Source organism: Streptomyces sp. NPDC051740 (assembly GCF_044453165.1).
In the GTDB taxonomy this organism is placed as follows: domain Bacteria; phylum Actinomycetota; class Actinomycetes; order Streptomycetales; family Streptomycetaceae; genus Streptomyces; species Streptomyces atrovirens.
In genome coordinates this window covers 75,527-95,891 of the sequence record NZ_JBITCL010000023.1, presented here as the reverse complement: position 1 = coordinate 95,891, position 20,365 = coordinate 75,527, and the positions used below count along the sequence as shown (strand labels likewise).

Genomic DNA, 20,365 nt, shown 5'->3' with positions numbered 1-20,365 from the left:
GGTCCCGCGCCCCTTCGGGGCGCTGTCGTTGCCGGTCGTGCCCACGCAGGCAGTAGCCGCATGTCGGCACGGTCCCGTCTCCCTTCAGGGCGCGGACGCTTCGGTGAGGGCCGAAGGATCCGTGCCTCATGCTGGGGGGCATGACCTCCAAGGACCCCCGGGCGGCCGGTCTCGCGCGGCTCGCCGCGCTGGCCGCCGACGAGACGCGGGCCGCGTGTCTGCTGGCGCTGCTGGACGGGCGGGCCTGGACGGCGGGCGAGCTGGCCCGGCACGCCGGGGTCGCCGCGTCCACGCTGAGCGAGCACCTGGGCAAACTGGTCGCGGGCGGGCTGCTGGCCGAGGAACGGCAGGGGCGGCACCGGTACGTACGGCTGGCCGACGCGCGGGCCGCGCAGCTGGTGGAGGACCTGGCCGCGCAGGTGACTCCGGGGGCCGCCGAACGCCCGCGCACGCTGCGGCAGGCGGGCGCCGGGTCGGCCATGGCCCGCGGACGCACCTGCTACGACCATCTCGCCGGGCGGCTCGGCATCGCCGTCACGGACGCCTTCACCGCGCGGGGACTGCTGCTCCAGGAGACCGGGTTCGCGCTCACCGACGCGGGACTGCGCTGGTTCGGTGCGGCGGGCATCGACCTCGGCCGCCGCGGGCGGCGCCCGCTGGCCCGCGCCTGCCTGGACTGGACGGAACGCCGCCCCCATCTCGCCGGAGTGGCGGGCGCCGCCCTGTGCCGGCACGCCCTGGAGACGGGGTGGTGCGTGCGCATCGGCTCCGAGCGGGCGGTGAAGGTGACGGAGACGGGCGAACGCGCGCTGTCCGAGCTGCTGGGGATCGACGCGGAGGCCCTCCGCTGACCGGCGGGCCTCCGTCCGGGATTCGGCGTGGAAGGGCTGGAGACTAGAAGACCACCAGCGCCCGTCCGCCCTTGCCGGCCAGCATGTTGTCGAAGGCGGCCGGGATGCCGTCCAGGGAGATGTGTTCGGTGACCAGGGCGTTCAGGTCGAGGCGGCCGGCTCGGACGTGTTCGGCGAGGACCGGGAGGTCGCGGGCGGGGTCGGAGTTGCCGTAGACGCAGCCGGAGAGGGTGCGGCCCCAGTGGAAGATCTCCAGGGCGTTGAAGGTGACCTGCTGGTCCTTGCCGCCGATGCCGACGACCGTGGTGCGTCCGCCGCGCCGGGTGGATTCCCAGGCCGTGCGGATGGTGGTCGCGCGGCCGACGCACTCGACGGCCGCGTCCACGCCCTCCTTGCCGGTGAGGGCGCGGATCTGCCGGGCGGTGGTGTCGGAGGCGACGAGGTAGTCGGTGGCGCCCGCGGACCGGGCGAGCTCCTCCTTCCGAGGGGAGACGTCGACCGCGACGATCGTGGACGCGCCCGCGATCCGGGCCGACTGGAGCGCGGCGAGGCCCACTCCCCCGACGCCGAACACCGCGACCGTCTCCCCCGGCCGCACCTGGGCGGAGTGATGGACGGCGCCGTAACCGGTGAGCACCGCGCAGCCCAGCAGGGCGGCGTCGGTGAGCGGGACGCCGTCCGGGGCGGGCAGCACGCAGGAGGCCGGCACCACCGTCTCCTCGGCGAACGCGGCGACGTTCAGCCCCGGATGCAGGTCGGTGCCGTCGTCGGCGCGGCGGGCGTGCACCTCGGCGGCGCCGGCCAGGGCGCCCGCGCACAGCCAGACCTCGCCGCGCGCGCAGGCCGGACAGGAGCCGCAGGACGGCGCCCAGTTGAGGACCACGCCGTCACCGGGCACGACATGGGTGACGCCCTCGCCGACGGCGACGACCGTGCCGGCGCCCTCGTGGCCGAGGACGGCCGGGACCGGCAGGCGCATGGTGCCGTCGGACAGGGACAGGTCGGAGTGGCAGACCCCGGCGGCGGCGAGCCGGACGCGGACCCGGCCGGGGCCGGGTTCGGGCAGGTCGATCCCGGTGATCTCCAGCGGGGCACCGACGGCGGGCAGAACGGCGGCACGTACGGCCATGGCGGATACGACTCCCCTAGAACTGGAGGGACTTGGTCTGGAGGTACTCGGTCAGGCCGTGCGTGCCGAGTTCGCGGCCCACACCGGACTGCTTGTAACCGCCGAAGGGGGCGAGAGGGTTGAAGCGGCCGCCGTTGATGTCGACCTGGCCGGTCTCCATGCGGCGGGCGAAGGCCACCGCTTCCGCCTCGTCACCGGCCCAGACCGCGCCGGCCAGACCGTAGACGGTGCCGTTGGCGATGCGCAGGGCGTCCTCCTCGTCCGTGTAGCGCAGGATCGACAGGACGGGGCCGAAGATCTCCTCCTGGGCGATGGTCATCTCCGGGGTGACGTCGGCGAAGACCGTGGGGCTGACGTGGTAGCCCTTCTCGTGCGGGGAGTCGGGGCCGCCCGCGACCAGCCGGGCGCCCTCGGCGACGCCCTTCTCGATGTAACCGCGTACGCGGTCCCGCTGCGCGGCGTTGACGAGCGGGCCGATGCGGTCGCCGTACTTCGCGGCGGCGGCCGCGGCGAGTTCCACGGCCTCGTCGTAATGGTCGTGGTGGACCAGCATGCGGGTCCAGGCGCTGCAGGTCTGGCCGGAGTTGGACATGACGTTGGCGACGCCGACGTTGACCGCTCGGGCCAGGTCGGCGCCGGGCAGGATGACGTTGGCGGACTTGCCGCCGAGTTCGAGGGCGACCTTCTTCACCATGCCGGTCGCGATCGCGCCGATGCGGCGGCCGACGGCGGTGGAGCCGGTGAAGGAGACCAGGTCGACGCCGGGGTGCTCGGCGAGGGCCTGCCCGGCCACCGGGCCGAGCCCGGTGACGAGGTTGAACACGCCCGCCGGGATCCCGGCCTCGTGCACGGCCTCCGCGAACAGCCGGGCGACCAGCGGGGTGTCCTCGGCGGGCTTGACGACGACGGTGCAGCCGGCCGCGAGGGCGGGGGCGGTCTTGGCGACGATCTGGTGGAGCGGGTAGTTCCAGGGGGTGATCGCGCCGACCACGCCGACGGGCTCGTGGAGGACCGTCGAGTTGCCCGTCCTCTCCTCGAAGGCGTACGTCGCCGCCAGCTCGGCGTACGAGCCGGTCACGGCGATCGGCACGCCCGCGTGGACCGCCTGCGAGAGCTTGAGGGGCGAGCCGAGTTCGGCGGTCACCGTCTCGGCGATCTCGTCCTGCCGGGCCACGAGCACGTCCCGGAGCGCGGCCAGGCGGGCGGCGCGCTCGGCGGGCGGGGTGGCGGCCCAGGCGGGGAGGGCGGCGCGGGCGGCGCGCACGGCGGCGTCGACGTCCTCCACGGTGCCCGCGGGGACGGTGGCGATCACCTGTTCGTCGGCCGGGTTCACCACTTCGATCACGTCCGGGCCGGCGGCGGGGCGCCAGGCGCCGTCGATGTACATGCCGTCGTATGCCTTCATCGCGCTTCCTCCGGGGCGGGGCGTCGGTGTCCGACCGCTCAGTTCGTCGAGGTCCTAAACTAGCGGTGTTAGTTTTCCCGCGCCAGAGGTCTCCGTACGACCGTGTCACTCCTCCAGGTCCGGCAACCGCGCCGGGTTCGGGCAGATCCGCTCGCCCTGCTGGTCGAAGACGAAGAGGTGGGCGAGGTCGACCAGGAGCGGTACCTGCATGCCGTGCCGGAGGCGGATGTCGGGGGTGGTGCGGACGATGAGGTCGCCGGGGACGCGGGGCTCGGCGGAGGCCGGGGCCGGCGGTCCGGAACGTTCGAGCGTCGCCACGGGGCCGGCGCGCAGCGCCCCGGCCCGTTCCCGCAGCCGGTGCAGGACCGTGCCCTCGCGGCGGCGGCGCCGGGCCGGGCGCTCGGGCCGCGGGCGCGGGGCCTCGAGGTCGGGGACGACGGCGGGGCGGGAGCCGGTGTCGAAGTGCACGAGGACCTCGTGCCCCTGGAACTCCAGGTGCTCCACCAGGCCGGTGAGCGCCACCTCGCCGGTCCGCGCGGCGGACGGCTTGGCGATCCGTACGGCCTCCGAGCGCAGGCCCACGATGACCTCGCGGCCCTGCTGCACCCGCAGCAGCTGGTGGTCCAGGGAGAGCGGTTCGGGCAGTCGCAGGAACTGCTTGCCGAGACTGATGGTCATCGCCCCGTCGAGCGGGGCGCGCACCAGGCCGCGCAGCAGGTTGATGCGCGGGGTGCCGATGAACGCGGCGACGAAGACGTTGCTCGGCAGGGAGTACACGGTGCGCGGGGTGCCGACCTGCTGGAGGACGCCGCCGCGCAGTACGGCGACGCGGTCGCCGAGCGACATGGCCTCGGACTGGTCGTGGGTGACGTAGACGGTGGTGACGCCCAGCTCCCGGGTGAGCTGGGAGATCTCGGCGCGCAGCCGGTTGCGGAGCTTGGCGTCGAGGTTGGACAGCGGCTCGTCCATCAGGAAGGCGGAGGGGTGGCGGGCGATGGCCCGGCCCATGGCGACGCGCTGGCGTTCACCGCCGGAGAGCTGGGCGGGGAAACGGTCGAGGAGGTCCTCGATGCCGAGCATGCGGGCGGTGGCGTCCACGCGCGGGGCCGGGTCGGCGCCCGGGGACTCGATGCGGAGCGGGAAGCCGATGTTGTCGCGGCTGGTCATGCTCGGGTACAGGGCGAAGTTCTGGAACACCATCGCCATGTCCCGGTCGGAGGGGGGCAGCTCGTTGCCGTACTCGCCGTCGAGGAACAGCCGTCCCTCGTCGATCTCCTCCAGTCCGGCGATCATCCGGAGCACGGTGGACTTGCCGCAGCCGGAGGGGCCGAGCAGGACGAGGAACTCACCGGGCGCGATGTCCAGCGACAGCCGGTCCACCACGCGGACGTCTCGCGTGTATGCCTTGCTCACGTCGTGCAGGGAGATGGCGCGTGTCATGAGGGTGCCCCCGGGGGCGGATCTGGGCGCTGGTGCTCCGCGTTCGGAACGCCCCGCACGGGTCGCACGGGACGTGTGGGTCACGGAAGCTAACGGAAAGTAGCGGCCGGGGGAAGACGCCGGGCGAGATCAGGGCGCTCCGGTCCACCAGGTGAGAAAGCGGACGTCCGGATTCGACGGGGCGACCGGTGTCCCCCGTCATCCGACGGGGTGGCCGGTGTTCCCCGTCGGTCGTCCCCGCCGCCCCCGTCGTCGCCGCTTCCCGAGCGGCCGTTCGAACGGCTCGGCCGGGCCGGCTCACCCGCCACCAGGGTCGCCTTCGCCACTCCGCGCCCCCAGCGCGGACCGCCCCGTGCCGCCCGGACGACGCAGACGCATCCTCCGACGGCGAGGACGAGAACACCGGACAGGACGATCAGGAGCATGCGGTCCCCCTCGTAGGCACGACCCGACTCCCGCGGTACGGCCCGCACTTCATGCGCGATCACGCCATCCTGCCACCACGAACACACCACCGCGTCACCTACGGGCGGCCGCACCGCACGGGGCCCGTCGACTGCGGGCAGTCGTGCCTCCCCCAGTGCCTTGAAGGCCTGGGAGGCACCCCCAGCGGCACGGGTGGGCACGGCGGCACCCCGCCGACGCCGGGCAGCGTGATGCACGCCAACTGCGGGCAGTCGTGCCTCCCCCAGTGCCTTGAAGGCCTGGGAGGCACCCCCAGCGGCACGGGTGGGCACGGCGGCACCCCGCCGACGCCGGGCAGCGTGACCCACCCCCGCCCAGCTCCAGCACCCGCACCCGCGCCGCTCACTTCACCCGCCGACGCGCCCTCGCTCCCGCCCCCTCCCGCGGCTCTCTCCGAGCGCCGGCCCCCTCCCCCGGCCGGGCCGGAGTCCGCAGGGCGACCCCCGAGGCCAGGAACAGCAGCGCACCCAGCATCACGAACGGCGCCGCCACCCCCGCGACCCCCGCGATCAGTCCCGCCGCCGCGGGCGCGGCGACCTGCCCCAGACGGTTGCCGGTCAGGCGCAGGGCGAGGGCGGTGGAGCGGGCCTCGGCAGGGGCGGCCTGGACGACCGTGGTCATGGACAACGGCTGCCCGACACCCAGGCAGAAGCCGAGGACGGCCAGAATCAGCGCCAGCCCCCAGACCGGCACCGGCAGCGCCACCCCCGCGCACAGCACCCCCGCCAGCAGACAGGTCACCGTCAGCAGCACCGTACGGCCGAGCAGCCGCAGCAGCGGGGTGAGGACCAGCCGGCAGGCGATCGTGGCCGCCGCGCGGAGGCTGAGCAGCAGGCCGATGACGGCCGGGTCGATGCCCCGGTGCTCGCCGACCACCGGGAGGTAGGCGGTGAGGATGTCGGTCGCGGACAGCACGGCCAGGCTGATGAGGATGCCCGCCGGTACGCCACGGGCGCGCAGGATGCCCCGTACCGGCACCCGTGCGCCCTGTTCCTCACGGGACTTCAAGGCCCCGGGCCGCTCTATGCGCCACAGCGAGGTGAGCGCGACGGCGCCGCCCGCCCCCGCCACCAGCAGGGCGAGCGCGCTGGTCCGGGCCATGTCCGCGCCGATCAGCGCGCCCGCCGCGATGGGACCGACCAGCTGGCCGAGCGAGGCGCCGATGGTGAAGTGACCGAAGTTGCGGTCCTGTTCGTGCGGTGCGGACTGACGGGCGACGAGGGACTGCGCGCCGATGACGAAGCAGAGGTGGCCGAGGCCCATCACCCCGCTCCACAGGGCCATCGTCCACAGCGAGCCGGCGAGGCCGCTCAGCGCGCAGCCGCCGGATACCAGGACCACGCCGACCGGCAGCAGGGGCGCGCAGCGGCCGTGGTCGGTACGCCGGCCGAGCGGTACGGCGGCGAACAGCGGCAGCAGCGCGTACACGCCCGCGATCACACCGATCGCCCGCTCGTCCGCGCCCAGCGCGAGCGCCCGGTAGGAGACGGCGGGCCGGGCCATCGACACCGCCCCCTGCGCGAAGCCGAAGGCGATGACGAGGCGGAGCAGCCAGCCGCGGTTCCCACCGGGCGCCATGATCGGGTCCTTCCTGACAGTGGTCCGGGTGTCCGGCTCAGATGATGCCGAACAGGATTCCGGCCGCGAGGATCAGCAGGCAGATCATGGCCGCCCACTTCACCACGAACCGGGTGTGGTCGCCGAACTCGACCCTGGCCATGCCGACCAGGACGTACACGGCGGGGACGAGCGGGCTGGACATGTGCAGCGGCTGGCCGACGAGGGAGGCGCGGGCCATCTCCAGCGGGGAGACGCCGTGCGCGGCGCCGGCTTCGGCGAGGACGGGCAGGACACCGAAGTAGAAGCCGTCGTTGGACATGAAGTAGGTGAGCGGAAGGCTCAGCAGGCCGGTGACGAGGGCCATGTGCGGGCCCATGCCCTCGGGGATGACGTCCACCATCCACTCGGCCATGTGGTCGACCATGCCGGTGCCCTGGAGGACGCCGGTGAAGACGGCGGCGGCGAAGACCATGCCGGAGACGTTGAGGACGTTGTCGGCGTGGGCCGCGAGCCGGGCCTTCTGGTCGGGGATGTGCGGGAAGTTGACGGAGAGCGCGAGGGCGGCGCCGAGCAGGAACAGCACCGGGATCGGCAGCAGCTCCATGATCATGGCGGTGAGCAGGCCGACCGTGAGCAGCGCGTTGAACCAGTAGAGCTTGGGGCGCAGGGTGGGGCGGTTCGGGTCGAGGCCCCGGAAGTCGTCGTCCTCGGCGTCACCGTCGGCGTCCGTGCCGGAGCCGGAGCCGGAGCCGCCGGTGCGCTTCCCCGAAGCGGTACCGGTGCCGCCGCCCGCGCCGACGAGGACCGTCTCGTTCTCCTCGGCCTCCTCCTTCACCAGCGCCTCGTCCAGCGTCAGCACGCCCAGCCGCCTGCGCTCGCGCAGACCGAGCACGTAGGCGAGGACGACGACGCCCAGCAGGCCGACCAGCAGGGCCGGGATCATCGGGACGAAGATGTCGCTGGCGTCGAGCTTGAGCGCGGTCGCCGCGCGGGCCGTGGGGCCTCCCCAGGGGAGGGTGTTCATCACGCCGTTGGCCATGGCGGCGACACCGGTCATCACGACCAGGCTCATCTTCAGGCGCTTGTACAGCGGATACATCGCCGAGACGGTGATCATGAAGGTGGTGGAGCCGTCGCCGTCCAGCGACACGATCGCGGCGAGCAGCGCGGTGCCGACGACGATCCGCATCGGGTCCGCCTTGCAGAACCGGAGGATGCCGCGGACGATCGGGTCGAAGAGTCCGACGTCGATCATCACACCGAAGTAGACGATCGCGAACATGAGCATCGCCGCGGTGGGCGCGAGGCTGGACACGCCGTCGATGACGTAGTCACCGAGGTGGGCGCCCTTGCCGACGAACACACAGAACAGCGCGGGGATCAGCACGAGCGCCGCGATCGGCGACATCTTCTTCATCATGATCAGGACCAGGAAGGTCGCGATCATGGCGAAGCCGAGGATGGTCAGCATGAGTGGATACCTAACGTTCGCCCTTGAACATCCCACCAGGGCCGGCGGTGCGTCGACGTTAGGTTCCGTAAAGCGGCGTTAACAAGATGTTGGCCTGCGAGCAATAAGCGCAAAACCCCAGGTCACAGCTTTGCTCAGGTCAGAGCGCCGAACGTTTCGGTCACGGCGGCGCTCAGTGGGGCCACCTCGACGGGGACGCCGTTGAGGACGGCGTTGCCCGACAACGGGTCGAGGAGGCTGCCGTCGAGGAGCTGGTTGACGTTGGCGCCGGGGTCGGCGGCGGCGTGCCGGGTACGGGTGCCGGGCCGGTCGTGTCCCCAGCCGTGCGGCAGGCTCACCACCCCCGGGCGCACGGCGTCGGTGACCTCGGCGGGGGCGGTCACCTCTCCCCCGGCGCCCTTGACGCGTACCGGCTGTCCGTCCCGTACGCCGAGGCGTCCGGCGTCCTCGGGGTGGAGGTGCAGGGTGCAGCGGTTGGAGCCGCCGGTGAGGGCGGGCACGTTGTGCATCCAGCTGTTGTTGGAGCGCAGATGGCGGCGGCCGACGAGGACGAGTCCGACGGGGCGTTCGTCGAGGGCGGCGCGCAGTCGGGGGAGGTCGGCGGCGATCGGTTCCGGCAGCAGCTCCACCGTGCCACTGCGGGTCTTCAGCGGCTGGGGCAGCCGCGGGCGCAGGGGGCCGAGGTCGATGCCGTGCGGGTGGGCGAGCAGTTTCTCCAGGGTGAGACCGTCGGGGTCGGCGCCGAAGCCGTCGCCGTACGGGCCGAGGCGCAGCATCGTGTCGAGGCGCCGTTCGGGGCCGTCGGCGCCGGTGAGCAGGGCGGCGAGTGCCTTCGGGTCGCGGCCGTGGACCGGGGAGTGCGGCTCCCGGACCGCCCTGGAGAGGGTCTGGTCGATCACCATGGCGTCGACGGCGGTGGGGTCGGCGCCGTGCATGCCGGTCGCGGCGAGGATCAGCCGGGCCAGGATCTCGGTCTCGGCCATGCGGCCGGGCTCCAGGGGGACGGCCGGGCGGGTGTAGCGGACCTGGTTGCGTACGGCGAGGGTGTTGAAGGCGAAGTCGTGGTGCGGGCTCTGCGCGGGCGGGGGCGGCGGCAGGACGACGTCGGCGTGGCGTGAGGTCTCGTTGAGGTACGGGTCGACGCTCACCATGAAGTCGAGCGAGCCGAGCGCCTTGTCGAGCCGGTCGCCGTCCGGGGCGGAGAGCACCGGGTTGGCGGCGACGGCGACGAGGGCGCGGATCGGCTCGCCCTCGTCGGTGGGGGTGTCGATCTCCTCGGCGAGGGCGGACAGCGGGAGTTCGCCCTTGGCCTCGGGGTGCCGGCTCACCCGGGAGTGCCAGCGGCCGAGGGCGAAGCCGCGGCCGGGTCCTGCGGGGCGCGGGGTCCTGTCGGTGGCGGCCTGCGGGAAGAGGGCGCCGCCGGGCCGGTCGAGGTTGCCGGTGAGGATGTTGAGGACGTCGACGAGCCAGCTGGCGAGGGTGCCGTGCGGGACGGTGCAGCTCCCGATGCGGCCGTAGACGGCGGCGGTGGGGGCGGCGGCGAGTTCCCGGGCGAGGGCGCGGAGGGTGGCGGCGTCGACGTCGCAGGCGGGGGCCACGGCTTCGGGGGTGAAGTCGCGCAGCGCCGCGGCGAGGTCGTCCAGGCCCGTGATGTGCGGTGCCCGCTCCCCCAGGTCGACGAGGCCCTCGTCGAACAGGACGTGCGCCAGCGCCGCGAGCAGCAGTGCGTCGGTGCCGGGGCGGACGGCGAGGTGCCGGTCGGCGAGGCGGGCGGTGCGGGTGCGGCGCGGGTCGATGACGGTGAGGGTGCCGCCGCGGGCCCTGAGCGCCTTGAGCCGGCCGGGGAAGTCGGGGGCGGTGCACAGACTGCCGTTGGACTCCAGGGGGTTGGCGCCGATCAGCAGCAGGTGGTCGGTGCGGTCGAGGTCGGGTACGGGAATGGCGTTGGCGTCGCCGAAGAGCAGTCCGCTGGAGACGTGCTTGGGCATCTGGTCGACCGTGGAGGCGGTGAACAGGCTCCGGGTGCCGAGCCCGGCGATGAGCACGGGCGGGTAGAGGGCGCCGGCCATGGTGTGGACGTTGGGGTTGCCCAGGACGATGCCGACGGCGTGCGGTCCGTGCCGTTCGACGACGGGCCGTATCCCGGCGGCCACGGCGTCGAACGCCTCCGCCCAGGTGGCCTCGCGCAGTTCCCCGTCGACGCGGACGAGCGGGGCGCGCAGCCGGTCGGGGTCGGAGTCGACGGCTCCGAAGACGGCGCCCTTGGGGCAGATGAAGCCCTTGCTGAACACGTCGTCACGGTCGCCGCGGGCGCCGGTGACGCGGCCGTCGTCGATGGTGAGCGTCAGGCCGCAGGTGGCCTCACACAGGGGGCAGATACGAAGGGCGGTGCGGGACACGGGACCTCCCGGGTGCGGCGGCTGCGGTGACGCGCGGACGGGCCGAGCATACCGACCGGTAGGCATGGAGGGGAGGGGTTGCCCGGAGGCTCTGCGGTACGGCCGTTCAGTCCAGCGTCCGGGCCAGATACGCCCGCAGCATCTCGCGCAGTTCGCCGATGACCTTCTCGTCCCCCTCGGGCGCCATCCGGAACGCCAGGTGGACGAGGGCGTCGGCGGTCTCGACGGCGACGAGGAAGGCGCGGCGCAGGTCGTCGTCGACCGCGCGGCCGAGGTAGCCGGAGAGCAGGTCGGTGAGGCGGTCGGCGACGCGGTGGTTGGGTTCGGCGCGGCGGGTGCCGACGGGTATCTGGTTGCCGAAGTCGACGAGGGAGAAACCGGGGGCGGTGCGCTTCATGTCGAGGTACTCGTCGAGCACGACGTCCATGGCGTGCCGCCAGCCCCGGTCACCGGTGACCTCGACGCGTTCGGCGACCCGTTCCGTGAAGCGCTCCAGGTTGCGCTGGGCCAGCGCGTCGGCCATCTGGCGCTTGTTGCCGAAGAAGCGGTAGACCGAGCCGATGGGCACGCCGGCGCGCTCCGCGACCGCGCGGGTGCTGAGGTCGTCGTAGCCGGCCTCGTCGAGGAGTTCGGCGCAGGCGTCGAGGATCCTGGCCAGCCGTTCGGTGCTGCGCCGCTGCACCGGCGCTCGGCGGAGCGATGTCGCGTGGGGCACGGGCCTCATCATGCCCGCTCGTCCCCGCCCGGGGAACCTCGCCCTCCGCCGGGACCCCGCCCGTCCGTTCCGCGCGCCGGCTTCGGGGGTGCCGAGCCCATCGGCGCGGCGCTCGGCGCGGCGCTCGGGGCGGGGCTCGGTTCCCGGTCCGACACGGTGATGTCGGCCGTGCTCTCCACGGGCTCGCCGTCCACGGCCCACACCGAGCCGTCGTCGGCGTACAGGCGGGCGGTGACGTGGTGCGTGCCGCGCGGGACGGAGTCGCCGGGGAGGTGGTACTCGGGGGTGCGCAGCAGGGCGACGCGGCGGCCGTTCAGCTCCAGGTGCGCCAGTCCGCGGCCGGCGACCGCGCGCCCGCCGGCGCCGTCCGGGGAGAAGCGGAAGTTGCGCACGGTCAGCCGTACGTCCCAGCCGCCGTCGGTGTCGGGGGTGACCTCGACACCGACGGCGGGCGCGTCCTCCGCGGCCACCTCGCGGTAGGGGCGGCCCTCCTCGTCCCGCTCGTCCAGGAGTTCACCGGCCGGCGAGGACGGCTTCCCGTCCTGCCCCCGGACATCGCTCGGACCGCAGCCCGCGGATCCGGCCAGGAGTGCGACACAGACCGCGAGCGCGGTGATCAGGCTCCGCGTCCACGACATGCCCGGGAGCGTAGAACACGGGTACGACCTCGCGGATCCCCCTGAAGTCGGGTTCCGTGTCCTCCGTCGAGAGGAGGAGGACGGAGGGGGGACGGAGATCGCGTCTTCCTCTTGCGCCGCGGAAATCGCAATCCTACGGTGTTGCATAGGAATCCGATCGCAAGGGAGCACCGGGCATGAGCGGGGACGCGCGCAAGATCGCCGAGCGGCTGGAACACCTCTCCGGTTTCGGCAACGAGCACAGCTCCGAGGCGGTCCCGGGCGCCCTGCCCGAGGGCCGCAACGCGCCGCAGCGCGCGCCGCTCGGGCTGTACGCGGAGCAGTTGAGCGGTACGGCGTTCACCGAGCCCCGCGCGGAGAACCGCCGCTCCTGGCTGTACCGGATCCGCCCGTCGGCCGCCCACCCGGCGTTCACCCGCACGGGCAACGGGGCGCTGCGCACCGCGCCCTTCACCCAGACCGTGCCCGACCCCAACCGGCTGCGCTGGAACCCGCTGCCGGAGCCGGACGGGGGCATCGACTTCCTGGCCGGGCTGTGGACCCTGGGCGGCAACGGCGACGTCACCCAGCGCGCCGGCATGGCCGTGCACCTGTACCACGCCACCGCCTCGATGGACCGGGTCTTCAGCGACGCCGACGGTGAGCTGCTGGTCGTCCCGGAGCGCGGCGGGCTGCTGCTGCGCACGGAGTTCGGACTGCTGCATGTGGAGCCGGGACACATCGCGTTGATTCCTCGTGGGGTGCGGTTCCGTGTGGACCTCCTTGAGGACTCTGCCCGCGGTTATGTGTGCGAGAACTACGGGGCGGCGTTCCGGCTCCCCGACCTCGGCCCGATCGGCGCCAACGGGCTGGCCAACGCCCGGGACTTCCGGGCGCCCGTCGCCGCGTACGAGGACGTCGAGGGGCCGGTGGAGGTGGTGAACAAGTTCTGCGGCAACCTGTGGTCGGCCACGTACGACCACTCCCCGCTCGATGTCGTCGCCTGGCACGGCAACCATGTGCCCTACGCCTACGACCTGCGCCGTTTCAATGTGATGGGCACCATCTCGTACGACCATCCCGACCCGTCGATCTTCACGGTGCTGACGTCTCCGAGCGACACCCCGGGGCTGGCCGGGGTGGACTTCGTGGTCTTCGCGCCCCGCTGGCTGGTGGGTGAGGACACCTTCCGGCCGCCGTACTTCCACCGGAACGTGATGAGCGAGTACATGGGCCTGATCGAGGGCGCGTACGACGCGAAGGCGGAGGGCTTCGTGCCGGGTGGGGGCTCGCTGCACAACATGATGTCGGCGCACGGCCCCGACCGGGAGACGTTCGACCGGGCGAGCGCCGCGGAGCTGCGCCCGCAGAAGATCGACGACGGTCTGGCCTTCATGTTCGAGACCCGCTGGCCGGTGTCCCTGACCCCCCAGGCGGCACGGGCGGAACACCTGCAGCAGGGCTACGACGAGGTGTGGCAGGGCCTCGAGCGTCACTTCCGGACGCTTTGATCCGGTTCGCCTCCGGGGTGCCCCAGCCGGTGCCGGGAGCCCGACCGTGCTCAGCCCGCCGGGCCTGCGCGCGCTCGGCCTCCCGGCACCGGCGCACCCCTGCGGCTCACGTTGCACTGAAAGCTCTCCGACCGGTACGGATAGCCCGTGACCTCCTTCGCTCCGGATTCGATCGTCCTGAACCGCAAGTTGCCGCTCTGGTACCAGGTGTCGCAGTCGCTGCGCGCCTCGATCCTCGGCCGCTCGCCCCAGGACCCCCTGCGCCTGCCCACCGAGGAACAGCTCGCCGGGCACTACGGAGTGAGCGTGCTGACCATGCGGCAGGCGCTGAAGGAGCTGGAGGACGAGGGGCTGATCACCCGCCACCGCCGGCGCGGCACGTTCATCGAGCCCGGCGCCCGGCGGGGCGCCCCGGTGCGGCTGCTGGGCTCGGTGGACGCGATCGTGGCCCAGCAGTCCGGTATGACGACCGAGCTGCTGGAGCACGGTCCCGCGCCGGTGCCGGCGGAGATCGCCGAGTACTTCCCGGACCTGTCCGAGGCGGCGGCGTACCACCGGCTGCGCGGCGACGAGAAGACGGGCGAGCCGACCAACCACGCCCGCAACTGGGTCCGTCCCGAACTGGCCGCCCGCATCGACCCGGCCGACCTGCTGCGGTGGCCGATGACCAAGGTGCTGCGGGACGTCGTCGGCGCGGACATCAGCCGGATCACGGACACGGTGGAGGCGCGGCTCGCGGACCCGGAGACGGCCCGGCTGCTCCAAGTACCGCTGCTCAGCCCGATCCTGCACTACACGGGCATCACCTACGACACCGACGGCCGTCCCCTGGACGTGGCCGTCATCAACTACCGGGGCGACCGCTTCTCCTTCACGGTGACCCTGGACGCCACCTGATCCTCCACCCCTCACAGGCCGTACGATGCCCTGCGTGACGCACGACGACGCTCCGCTGCTGGCGGACCTCATGCCGTGGTCCGTCGCACCGCCGCGGCTCGGCCGGGGGTGGCCGGCGGCCCCCGACGCGGCGTCCCTGAAGGCCCGTTGGGACGCCCTGGTGAAGGCCGAGGGGCCGGACCGCGAGGCGCTGTTCGGGTCGACCCGTTCCAGGACGCCGCACACGGCGGTCGGTCAGCTGCCGGGGCGCGGCGGCGGCACGGAGAGGCTGGCCCGCGCGTCGGGCCCGTGTCCCGAGCCGATACGGGTCCTGTACGCCCCGTTCGACGAGCAGTGGCTGATCCCTGATCAGCGGCTGATCGACGCGGCCCGGCCGGAGTTGTGGCGGGTGGCGGACGAGCGGCAGATCTTCGTCGTGGAGGCGGGCACGGCCCCGGCCCTCACCGGTCCGGCGCTGCTGGCCACGTCCCTGCCACCGCTGCTGCGCACCGGCCGTGTCCGTCCGCTGTACCGCCGGCCGGGCGCCGCGGAGCCGAACCTGGCCCCGGGGCTGACCGGCCACCTCGCCGCCAGGCTGGGCCGGGACACCTCGCCGGGGGACGTCCTCGCCTGGGCGATGGCGGCGGCGCGCGCCACGCCCGCCGGGCTCGTGGTGCCGCTCACCGGGGACGCCGGTGTGTGGGCGCGGGGCGTCGCGGTGGGCCGCCGGATGCTGTGGCTGTCGCGGCGCGACGGGGAGCGGCCCAAGCTCCCCGGCGGGCGCCGCCCGTACGTACGCGCCCCGCTGCCCTCCCGGCCGGTGACCGTGGACTACGACCGGGACGAGGAGACCCTGCTGCTCGACGAGGGCCGCATCTCCCCCGTGCCGCCCGGGGCCTGGGACTTCGAGGCCGGCGGTGTCCGGGTGCTGGAGCAGTGGTTCGCGGCCCGCACGGAGCCGGCCGAGCCGGGCACCCTGGCCGCGATCGGGCCGGCCGGCTGGCCCCGGACCTGGACCTCGGAGCTCCTGGAACTGATCACGGTCCTCGCTCTGCTGGCCGAACTGCGCCCGGAGCAGGGGGCGCTGACGGACACCGCGCTCCCCGACCCGGTCACCCCGGCCGAGCTGCGCGCGGCGGGCGTGCTCCCGGTGCCGCCCTCCGCACGCCGCCCCGCCTCGGTGCTGGACGCCCACGAGGAAGGGCCGGAGGGACAGCTCGCGCTGATCTGAGGGTCAGCGGCGGGGCTCGAAGCCGTCCGGCATCCGGCCGATCGCCCGCTCGAACACCGCCTCCGGATCGATCGGCCCGGCGTCCTCCGCGAAGGCCGCCGCCATCCGCGGGTACGCGCCGGTCGCGATCCGGCCGCCCAGGCAGGCGATCCGGATCGCGTTCCCGGAACGAGGAGGCGGCCGGTCAGCTGGGCGGGGCGACGTTCCTGCCGCCGCTGCTGTCCAGCGCGTACATCCCGACGGCGGGGCTGCCGGACGGGCTGCGTACGGTCGCGGAGTGGAATCCGATCAGCGCGGTGGCGACGGCGCCGCGGGATCTGTTCGGCAACGCGCCCGTGCCCGACGGGGCGGCCTGGCCGGTGGCGCATCCCGTCGCGGGGTCGCTGGGGTGGTGCGCGGTGCTGCTGGTGGTGTTCGTACCGCTCGCGGTACGGCAGTACGGGCGCGGGAAGGGGTGAGACCCCGGGGTGGGTGTCAGGTACCTGCCAGGGTGGAGCCGGCCGGCGTGCCCCCGGAGCACTACCGGGTGGGAACGGGGGGCGCCGGCACGGGAAGGTGCCGGTGTCGGGCCGGGCGCCGGGGGCCGCCGCGCGCCGTGGGGATGACGGTCGGGGGCGGGGGCGCCGCGCCGGGACGGAGGTGGGCCGTCCGGGCGCCGGCGCTACCGGCTGCCGAACAGGGAGCGGCGCAGCCGACGCAGCGGGGCGAAGAGCGAGACGCGGCTCGCCCGGGCCCGCGCGCTCCTGGCGCCGCGGTCGTGCGCGGTGTCACGCGCGATGAGCTCGCGCATCAGCGACGTCGCCTCGGCCGTCTCCCGCCGCGGGACCGCGGGGCCCCCGAGAACCGAGAGATGGCGGTCGAGGCGCGAACTGGTCGCGCTGCTACCGCACGTGATCGCAGGGACCCTGGCCCTGCTGCGCACTGTTATCTGTTCCATGTCACTCCCCACCCGTACGAGTCCACCCGGCCCGGGCAGGGTAACCCTATCGTCCCGTCCGGGCACTCGTGTATCGAGGTCACAGGATTCACCTTCCCCATAAGGGGGTTGACGAACACGCGTCGATTACTCTCCGAATCCGACCGTTTTCAGGGCGAGTTGGACGATGGGTTGTGAGGTGGGCCGCGGTGACCCGCCATCGGGTTCGACGGTCACGGCGAGTGACGTCGCGGCGGTGTCGAGGCCGGAGGCGATCAAGGGCGCGTCGCCCTCGAACAGCCCCAGGGAACGCGGTCGTGCGTCCGGGCCCATGAGCCAGAGCTGGCGCACACGTCCGTTCGGAGGGTCGCCGTATCCGCCGAGGGTGACGACCGCGCTGCGGGTCGATGCGGAAGCGATCACTCCGATCGTGCGGCCCCGCGCGTCCCGGCCGCTGCTCGCGCGGGCGTCCGGAGCGGCGAGAACGTGGGCGATCTCACGTGACCGGTCGCGCTCGGCGGCCAGTCGGTCCTGGGTCCGGTCCGCCTGGACGGCGAAGAGCGCGGCGACGACGAGCGCCGCGGCGGCGGTGGCCGTCGCGAACGGCACGAACAGCGGCGTACGGCGCCGCTCGCGAAGGCGCGGCGGGGGCGCGGCGCCCCAGACGTGCGGCGGGAGTCGCGTGGCACGCGCGCGTGCCGGTTCCCGGGGCGCGGGTTCCTGCGGGGTGGTCCGTACGGCGGCCAGGACCCGGTCCCGCAGCGCGGCGGGCGCGGGCGCGGCCGTGGACCAGGCGAGGCGGACGGCGTCCTCGGCGAGGTCCCGCACCTCGGCGGTACAGCGGGCGCAGGACCTCAGGTGCTTCTCGAAGCGGACGCGTTCGGCGGGTTCCAGGGCGTCGAGGGCGTAGGGGGCGGCGAGCGAGTGCGGGTCCCCGCGGCGCGGCAGTCGGTCGAACAGGCTCATGCCGCGCCTCCCAGGCAGTCGCGCAGGCGGGTCAGTCCGTCGCGCATACGGGTCTTGACCGTGCCCAGCGGCAGCGACAGCCGCTCCGCCACCTCGCGGTAGGTGTAGCCGTCGTAGTAGGCGAGGGTGACCGACTGTCTCTGGAGCGCGGTGAGGCGGTCCAGGCAACGGCGCACCCACTCGCGTTCGAGTCCGGCCTCGACCTCCTCGGCGACCTGGTCGAAGGCGGGGCCGTGGCCGCGCCGGGCCTCGCGCTGCTCGCGTTCGCCGGCCGCGCGGGCGCTGCGCACCCGGTCGACGGCGCGGCGGTGGGCGAGGGTGAGGACCCAGGACAGCGCGCTGCCCCGGCCGGGGTCGAACCGCGCGGCGGAGCGCCAGAGTTCGAGCAGCACCTCCTGGGCCACCTCCTCGGACTGGGCGGGATCGCGCACCACGCGCCGCACCAGCCCGTACACCGGCCCGGAGACCAGTCCGTACAGGTCCTCGAACGCCTTCTGGTCACCTCCGGCCACAAGCATCAGCAGCTCGTCCGCCTCCAACGCGCATCCCCCTCTCCAAGCCCCTGCGGGCCGCCCGGTCACACGAGGCATGCGCGGCGAGCGAGCCTCCGGACGGTAAGTACGGATCGACGGACCGAAAACGCGGGTCGGCAGCGAGAAATACCACGGGCGTACGGGTCCGGCGGAAGGGGCCCGGAAGAATTTCCGAACTCGACCAATCCGGCCCGCCGTTCGCTCCGAAAACCAGTGCGTCAAGGCAAGTCGGCACTGAGGACGGACGGCATGACAACTGACTCCAGGACCGGTACGGGGCGCGGGAGTCTCGCGACCCTGATCTGTGGGGCGCTGGCCGCCGGGGGGCTCGCGGCCGCCGGCGTGACCGCGCTGGAACCCGAGGCGGCCTCCGCCTCCTCCCACCGGGAGGCCCCGCTGATCTCGGGCACCCCGCAGTACGACAACACGGACCTGTACGCGTTCGTCAGTACCGACAAGCCGGACACGACGACGATCATCGCGAACTGGATCCCCTTCGAGGAGCCGGCCGGCGGACCGAACTTCTTCACGTTCGCCGAGGACGCGCAGTACGACATCCACATCGACAACAACGGGGACGCGCAGGGCGAGCTGCTGTTCCGCTACACGTTCAGGACGCACACGAAGAACGACAGGACGTTCCTCTACAACACCGGCCCGGTCACCGGTCTGGACGACCAGGATCTCAACATCACGCAGACCTACGACATCGAGCTGCTGAAGCTGAAGGACCAGCACGCGGTGTCCCGTACGAAGATCGCGGACGACGTGCCGGTCGCGCCGTCGAACGTCGGCAAGGCGTCCATGCCGGACTACGACACCCTGCGCAAGCAGGCGGTGCGCGAACTGGCGGGCGGGGCGACGACGTTCGCCGGGCAGGCCGACGACCCGTTCTTCCTGGACCTGCGGGTCTTCGACCTGCTGTACGGCGGGAACCTCTCCGAGGTCGGCAACGACACGCTCAAGGGCTACAACGTCAACTCGCTGGCGCTCCAGGTGCCGACGCACATGATCACCGAGTCGGCGGACCAGCCGGTCGTGGGCATCTGGTCGACGACACAGCGCAAGAACGCCGAGGGGCGCTTCGTGCAGGTGTCGCGGCTGGGCAGCCCGCTGGTGAACGAGGTCGTCAACCCGCTGGAGGACAAGGACACGTTCAACGCGTCCGCGCCGTGGGACGACGCGCAGTTCCTGAAGAACGTCACCGAGCCGGAGCTGCCGAAGCTCATCGAGGCGATCTACAGGATCCCGGCCCCCGACGAGCCGCGCGACGACCTGGTCGACGTGTTCCTGAAGGGCGTCGAGGGGCTCAACCAGCCGCCGCACGTGACGCCGTCGGAGATGCTGCGGCTGAACACGTCGATCGAGCCGGCCGCCGAGCCGAAGCGGCTGGGCGTCCTGGACGGGGACAACGCCGGCTTCCCCAACGGGCGGCGGCTGACGGACGACGTGATCGACGCCTCGCTCCAGGTCGTCGAAGGGGAACTGGTCGGGGCGGAGAACGACCTGGGTGACGCGGTCGACGCCAACGACAAGGAGTTCGGGACGGTCTTCCCGTATCTGGCGAACCCGACGGAGGGTTCGCGCGGCCCGCTCGCCGAGGGCGTGGACAGCGGCAACGACGTACGCAACCAGCTCGGTGACGCGCTGCGGCCGGCGGGCGCGGAGGGGTCCGACAACACGACCCTGATCGCCGCGTCCGCCGGGGCGGGGGCCGGCGGGCTGCTGCTGATCGGCGCGGCGCTGATGTGGTGGCGCCGGATGCGCGGCCGGGCGTACTGACCCCGGCCCACCCCGACCGGCGCGGCCCGTCCCCACGGCACGGGCCGCGCCGCCGAACACCGAGGAGGGACCATGGCTCCGCGCACGAACGACAGCACCGGCGACGACGAGCGGGCGACCGCCCCGCCGGCATCCGGCCACGGGGAAACACCGGACGCCCCACGACCACCGACCGGGGGCGGGCCGCCGACCGGAACACCGGAAGAGGAGCACGCGCCGGAGCCGCGCCGAGGACGGCCGAACGCGCGCGGAGCGGCGACGGAACACGAACCGGAGGCCACCCGCCGCGCGGAGGCGGAACACGACCCGAAGGCCACTCGCGGCGCGGAGCCCACCGGCCGTACGCAGACGGAGAACGGACCGGAGACCGACCGCCGCGCGGCAGCGGAACGTGACCCGGAAGCCGGGCACGGGACGGGAAACGGGTGCGGGGCGGACACCACCGACCGCGTGTCGGCCGGGGACGGGACGGAGACCGCCCGTCACCCGCGGGCAGAG

16 protein-coding genes and 3 pseudogenes are annotated in these 20,365 nt (G+C 73.4%); 7 read left to right on the top strand and 12 right to left on the bottom strand.

All coding sequences use genetic code 11. The annotated features are described in order from the left end of the window. Positions 1 to 140: 140 nt before the first annotated feature. The gene (locus ACIA6T_RS29790) at positions 141 to 851 is read left to right on the top strand and encodes an ArsR/SmtB family transcription factor (protein WP_399449589.1); all 711 of its coding nucleotides are present in this window, start codon (positions 141 to 143) and stop codon (positions 849 to 851) included. 43 nt (positions 852 to 894) lie between these two features. Here ACIA6T_RS29790 and ACIA6T_RS29785 read toward each other — a convergent pair whose 3' ends face one another. The 8 genes from ACIA6T_RS29785 to ACIA6T_RS29750 all read right to left on the bottom strand — a co-directional run bounded on the left by ACIA6T_RS29785 (position 895) and on the right by ACIA6T_RS29750 (position 12,073). After that, positions 895 to 1,980: a Zn-dependent alcohol dehydrogenase gene (locus ACIA6T_RS29785; RefSeq protein WP_399449588.1), complete on the bottom strand. Its 1,086-nt coding sequence runs from the start codon at positions 1,978 to 1,980 to the stop codon at positions 895 to 897. Between the two features lie 16 nt (positions 1,981 to 1,996). After that, on the bottom strand, positions 1,997 to 3,385 hold the full coding sequence (locus ACIA6T_RS29780) for an aldehyde dehydrogenase family protein (RefSeq protein ID WP_399449587.1): 1,389 nt from the start codon (positions 3,383 to 3,385) through the stop codon (positions 1,997 to 1,999). 105 nt (positions 3,386 to 3,490) lie between these two features. Further along, positions 3,491 to 4,825 carry an ABC transporter ATP-binding protein gene (locus ACIA6T_RS29775; protein WP_399449586.1) on the bottom strand — a complete coding sequence of 445 codons (1,335 nt, stop codon included), beginning with the start codon at positions 4,823 to 4,825 and terminating at the stop codon, positions 3,491 to 3,493. A gap of 807 nt (positions 4,826 to 5,632) precedes the next feature. Further along, positions 5,633 to 6,868 (bottom strand): MFS transporter, encoded by a 1,236-nt coding sequence (locus ACIA6T_RS29770; RefSeq protein ID WP_399449585.1) that lies wholly within the window; start codon positions 6,866 to 6,868, stop codon positions 5,633 to 5,635. 37 nt (positions 6,869 to 6,905) lie between these two features. Further along, complete coding sequence (locus tag ACIA6T_RS29765) at positions 6,906 to 8,357, bottom strand: CitMHS family transporter (protein ID WP_399449584.1); 1,452 nt, start codon at positions 8,355 to 8,357, stop codon at positions 6,906 to 6,908. A 98-nt stretch (positions 8,358 to 8,455) separates the two neighbouring features. After that, positions 8,456 to 10,720: a molybdopterin oxidoreductase family protein gene (locus ACIA6T_RS29760; protein WP_399449583.1), complete on the bottom strand. Its 2,265-nt coding sequence runs from the start codon at positions 10,718 to 10,720 to the stop codon at positions 8,456 to 8,458. 106 nt (positions 10,721 to 10,826) lie between these two features. Beyond that, positions 10,827 to 11,444 carry a TetR family transcriptional regulator gene (locus ACIA6T_RS29755; protein ID WP_399449611.1) on the bottom strand — a complete coding sequence of 206 codons (618 nt, stop codon included), beginning with the start codon at positions 11,442 to 11,444 and terminating at the stop codon, positions 10,827 to 10,829. Beyond that, positions 11,444 to 12,073 carry a hypothetical protein gene (locus ACIA6T_RS29750; protein WP_399449582.1) on the bottom strand — a complete coding sequence of 210 codons (630 nt, stop codon included), beginning with the start codon at positions 12,071 to 12,073 and terminating at the stop codon, positions 11,444 to 11,446. Before ACIA6T_RS29750 ends, ACIA6T_RS29755 begins: the two co-directional genes overlap by 1 nt. A gap of 176 nt (positions 12,074 to 12,249) precedes the next feature. On the opposite strand from ACIA6T_RS29750, the gene hmgA reads away from it, so the two are divergent. The 3 genes from hmgA (at position 12,250) to ACIA6T_RS29735 (ending at position 15,670) form a co-directional block, all read left to right on the top strand. Next, positions 12,250 to 13,563 (top strand): homogentisate 1,2-dioxygenase, encoded by a 1,314-nt coding sequence (hmgA, locus tag ACIA6T_RS29745; protein ID WP_399449581.1) that lies wholly within the window; start codon positions 12,250 to 12,252, stop codon positions 13,561 to 13,563. A gap of 147 nt (positions 13,564 to 13,710) precedes the next feature. Continuing rightward, the gene (locus ACIA6T_RS29740) at positions 13,711 to 14,460 is read left to right on the top strand and encodes a GntR family transcriptional regulator (protein WP_385047435.1); all 750 of its coding nucleotides are present in this window, start codon (positions 13,711 to 13,713) and stop codon (positions 14,458 to 14,460) included. Between the two features lie 25 nt (positions 14,461 to 14,485). Then, on the top strand, positions 14,486 to 15,670 hold the full coding sequence (locus ACIA6T_RS29735; protein WP_399449580.1) for a type ISP restriction/modification enzyme: 1,185 nt from the start codon (positions 14,486 to 14,488) through the stop codon (positions 15,668 to 15,670). Positions 15,671 to 15,673: 3 nt separating this feature from the next. Here ACIA6T_RS29735 and ACIA6T_RS29730 read toward each other — a convergent pair. After that, positions 15,674 to 15,832: pseudogene (locus tag ACIA6T_RS29730) on the bottom strand (TetR/AcrR family transcriptional regulator); the annotation flags it as partial. Between ACIA6T_RS29730 and ACIA6T_RS29725 the strand changes: the two are divergent. Then, positions 15,823 to 16,128: pseudogene (locus ACIA6T_RS29725) on the top strand (ABC transporter permease); the annotation flags it as partial. The pseudogenes ACIA6T_RS29730 and ACIA6T_RS29725 sit on opposite strands and share 10 nt — an antisense overlap. Positions 16,129 to 16,331: 203 nt before the next feature. Here ACIA6T_RS29725 and ACIA6T_RS29720 read toward each other — a convergent pair. The 3 genes from ACIA6T_RS29720 to ACIA6T_RS29710 all read right to left on the bottom strand — a co-directional run bounded on the left by ACIA6T_RS29720 (position 16,332) and on the right by ACIA6T_RS29710 (position 18,091). Next, entirely contained in the window at positions 16,332 to 16,607 is a 276-nt protein-coding gene (locus ACIA6T_RS29720; RefSeq protein ID WP_399449579.1) for a hypothetical protein, read from the bottom strand. A gap of 126 nt (positions 16,608 to 16,733) precedes the next feature. Continuing rightward, positions 16,734 to 17,552 carry an anti-sigma factor domain-containing protein gene (locus ACIA6T_RS29715; RefSeq protein WP_399449578.1) on the bottom strand — a complete coding sequence of 273 codons (819 nt, stop codon included), beginning with the start codon at positions 17,550 to 17,552 and terminating at the stop codon, positions 16,734 to 16,736. Beyond that, positions 17,549 to 18,091: a sigma-70 family RNA polymerase sigma factor gene (locus tag ACIA6T_RS29710; RefSeq protein ID WP_385047442.1), complete on the bottom strand. Its 543-nt coding sequence runs from the start codon at positions 18,089 to 18,091 to the stop codon at positions 17,549 to 17,551. Before ACIA6T_RS29710 ends, ACIA6T_RS29715 begins: the two co-directional genes overlap by 4 nt. Positions 18,092 to 18,334: 243 nt before the next feature. Here ACIA6T_RS29710 and ACIA6T_RS29705 point away from each other — a divergent pair, with 243 nt between their 5' ends. Together ACIA6T_RS29705 and ACIA6T_RS29700 are read left to right on the top strand one after the other, a co-directional pair. Further along, positions 18,335 to 19,867 (top strand): DUF4331 domain-containing protein, encoded by a 1,533-nt coding sequence (locus tag ACIA6T_RS29705; RefSeq protein WP_399449577.1) that lies wholly within the window; start codon positions 18,335 to 18,337, stop codon positions 19,865 to 19,867. A gap of 72 nt (positions 19,868 to 19,939) precedes the next feature. Further along, positions 19,940 to 20,365, top strand: a pseudogene (locus ACIA6T_RS29700) (hypothetical protein); the annotation flags it as partial.

Bases quoted from the DNA above. Each gene is read 5' to 3' on its own strand.
- ACIA6T_RS29750 (WP_399449582.1), bottom strand. From the start codon at position 12,073: ATGTCGTGGACGCGGAGCCTGATCACCGCGCTCGCGGTCTGTGTCGCA.
- ACIA6T_RS29785 (WP_399449588.1), bottom strand. From the start codon at position 1,980: ATGGCCGTACGTGCCGCCGTTCTGCCCGCCGTCGGTGCCCCGCTGGAG.
- ACIA6T_RS29790 (WP_399449589.1), top strand. From the start codon at position 141: ATGACCTCCAAGGACCCCCGGGCGGCCGGTCTCGCGCGGCTCGCCGCG.
- ACIA6T_RS29755 (WP_399449611.1), bottom strand. From the start codon at position 11,444: ATGAGGCCCGTGCCCCACGCGACATCGCTCCGCCGAGCGCCGGTGCAG.
- ACIA6T_RS29720 (WP_399449579.1), bottom strand. From the start codon at position 16,607: ATGGAACAGATAACAGTGCGCAGCAGGGCCAGGGTCCCTGCGATCACG.
- ACIA6T_RS29705 (WP_399449577.1), top strand. From the start codon at position 18,335: ATGACAACTGACTCCAGGACCGGTACGGGGCGCGGGAGTCTCGCGACC.
- ACIA6T_RS29770 (WP_399449585.1), bottom strand. From the start codon at position 6,868: ATGGCGCCCGGTGGGAACCGCGGCTGGCTGCTCCGCCTCGTCATCGCC.
- ACIA6T_RS29780 (WP_399449587.1), bottom strand. From the start codon at position 3,385: ATGAAGGCATACGACGGCATGTACATCGACGGCGCCTGGCGCCCCGCC.
- hmgA (WP_399449581.1), top strand. From the start codon at position 12,250: ATGAGCGGGGACGCGCGCAAGATCGCCGAGCGGCTGGAACACCTCTCC.
- ACIA6T_RS29775 (WP_399449586.1), bottom strand. From the start codon at position 4,825: ATGACACGCGCCATCTCCCTGCACGACGTGAGCAAGGCATACACGCGA.
- ACIA6T_RS29735 (WP_399449580.1), top strand. From the start codon at position 14,486: ATGCCCTGCGTGACGCACGACGACGCTCCGCTGCTGGCGGACCTCATG.
- ACIA6T_RS29715 (WP_399449578.1), bottom strand. From the start codon at position 17,552: ATGAGCCTGTTCGACCGACTGCCGCGCCGCGGGGACCCGCACTCGCTC.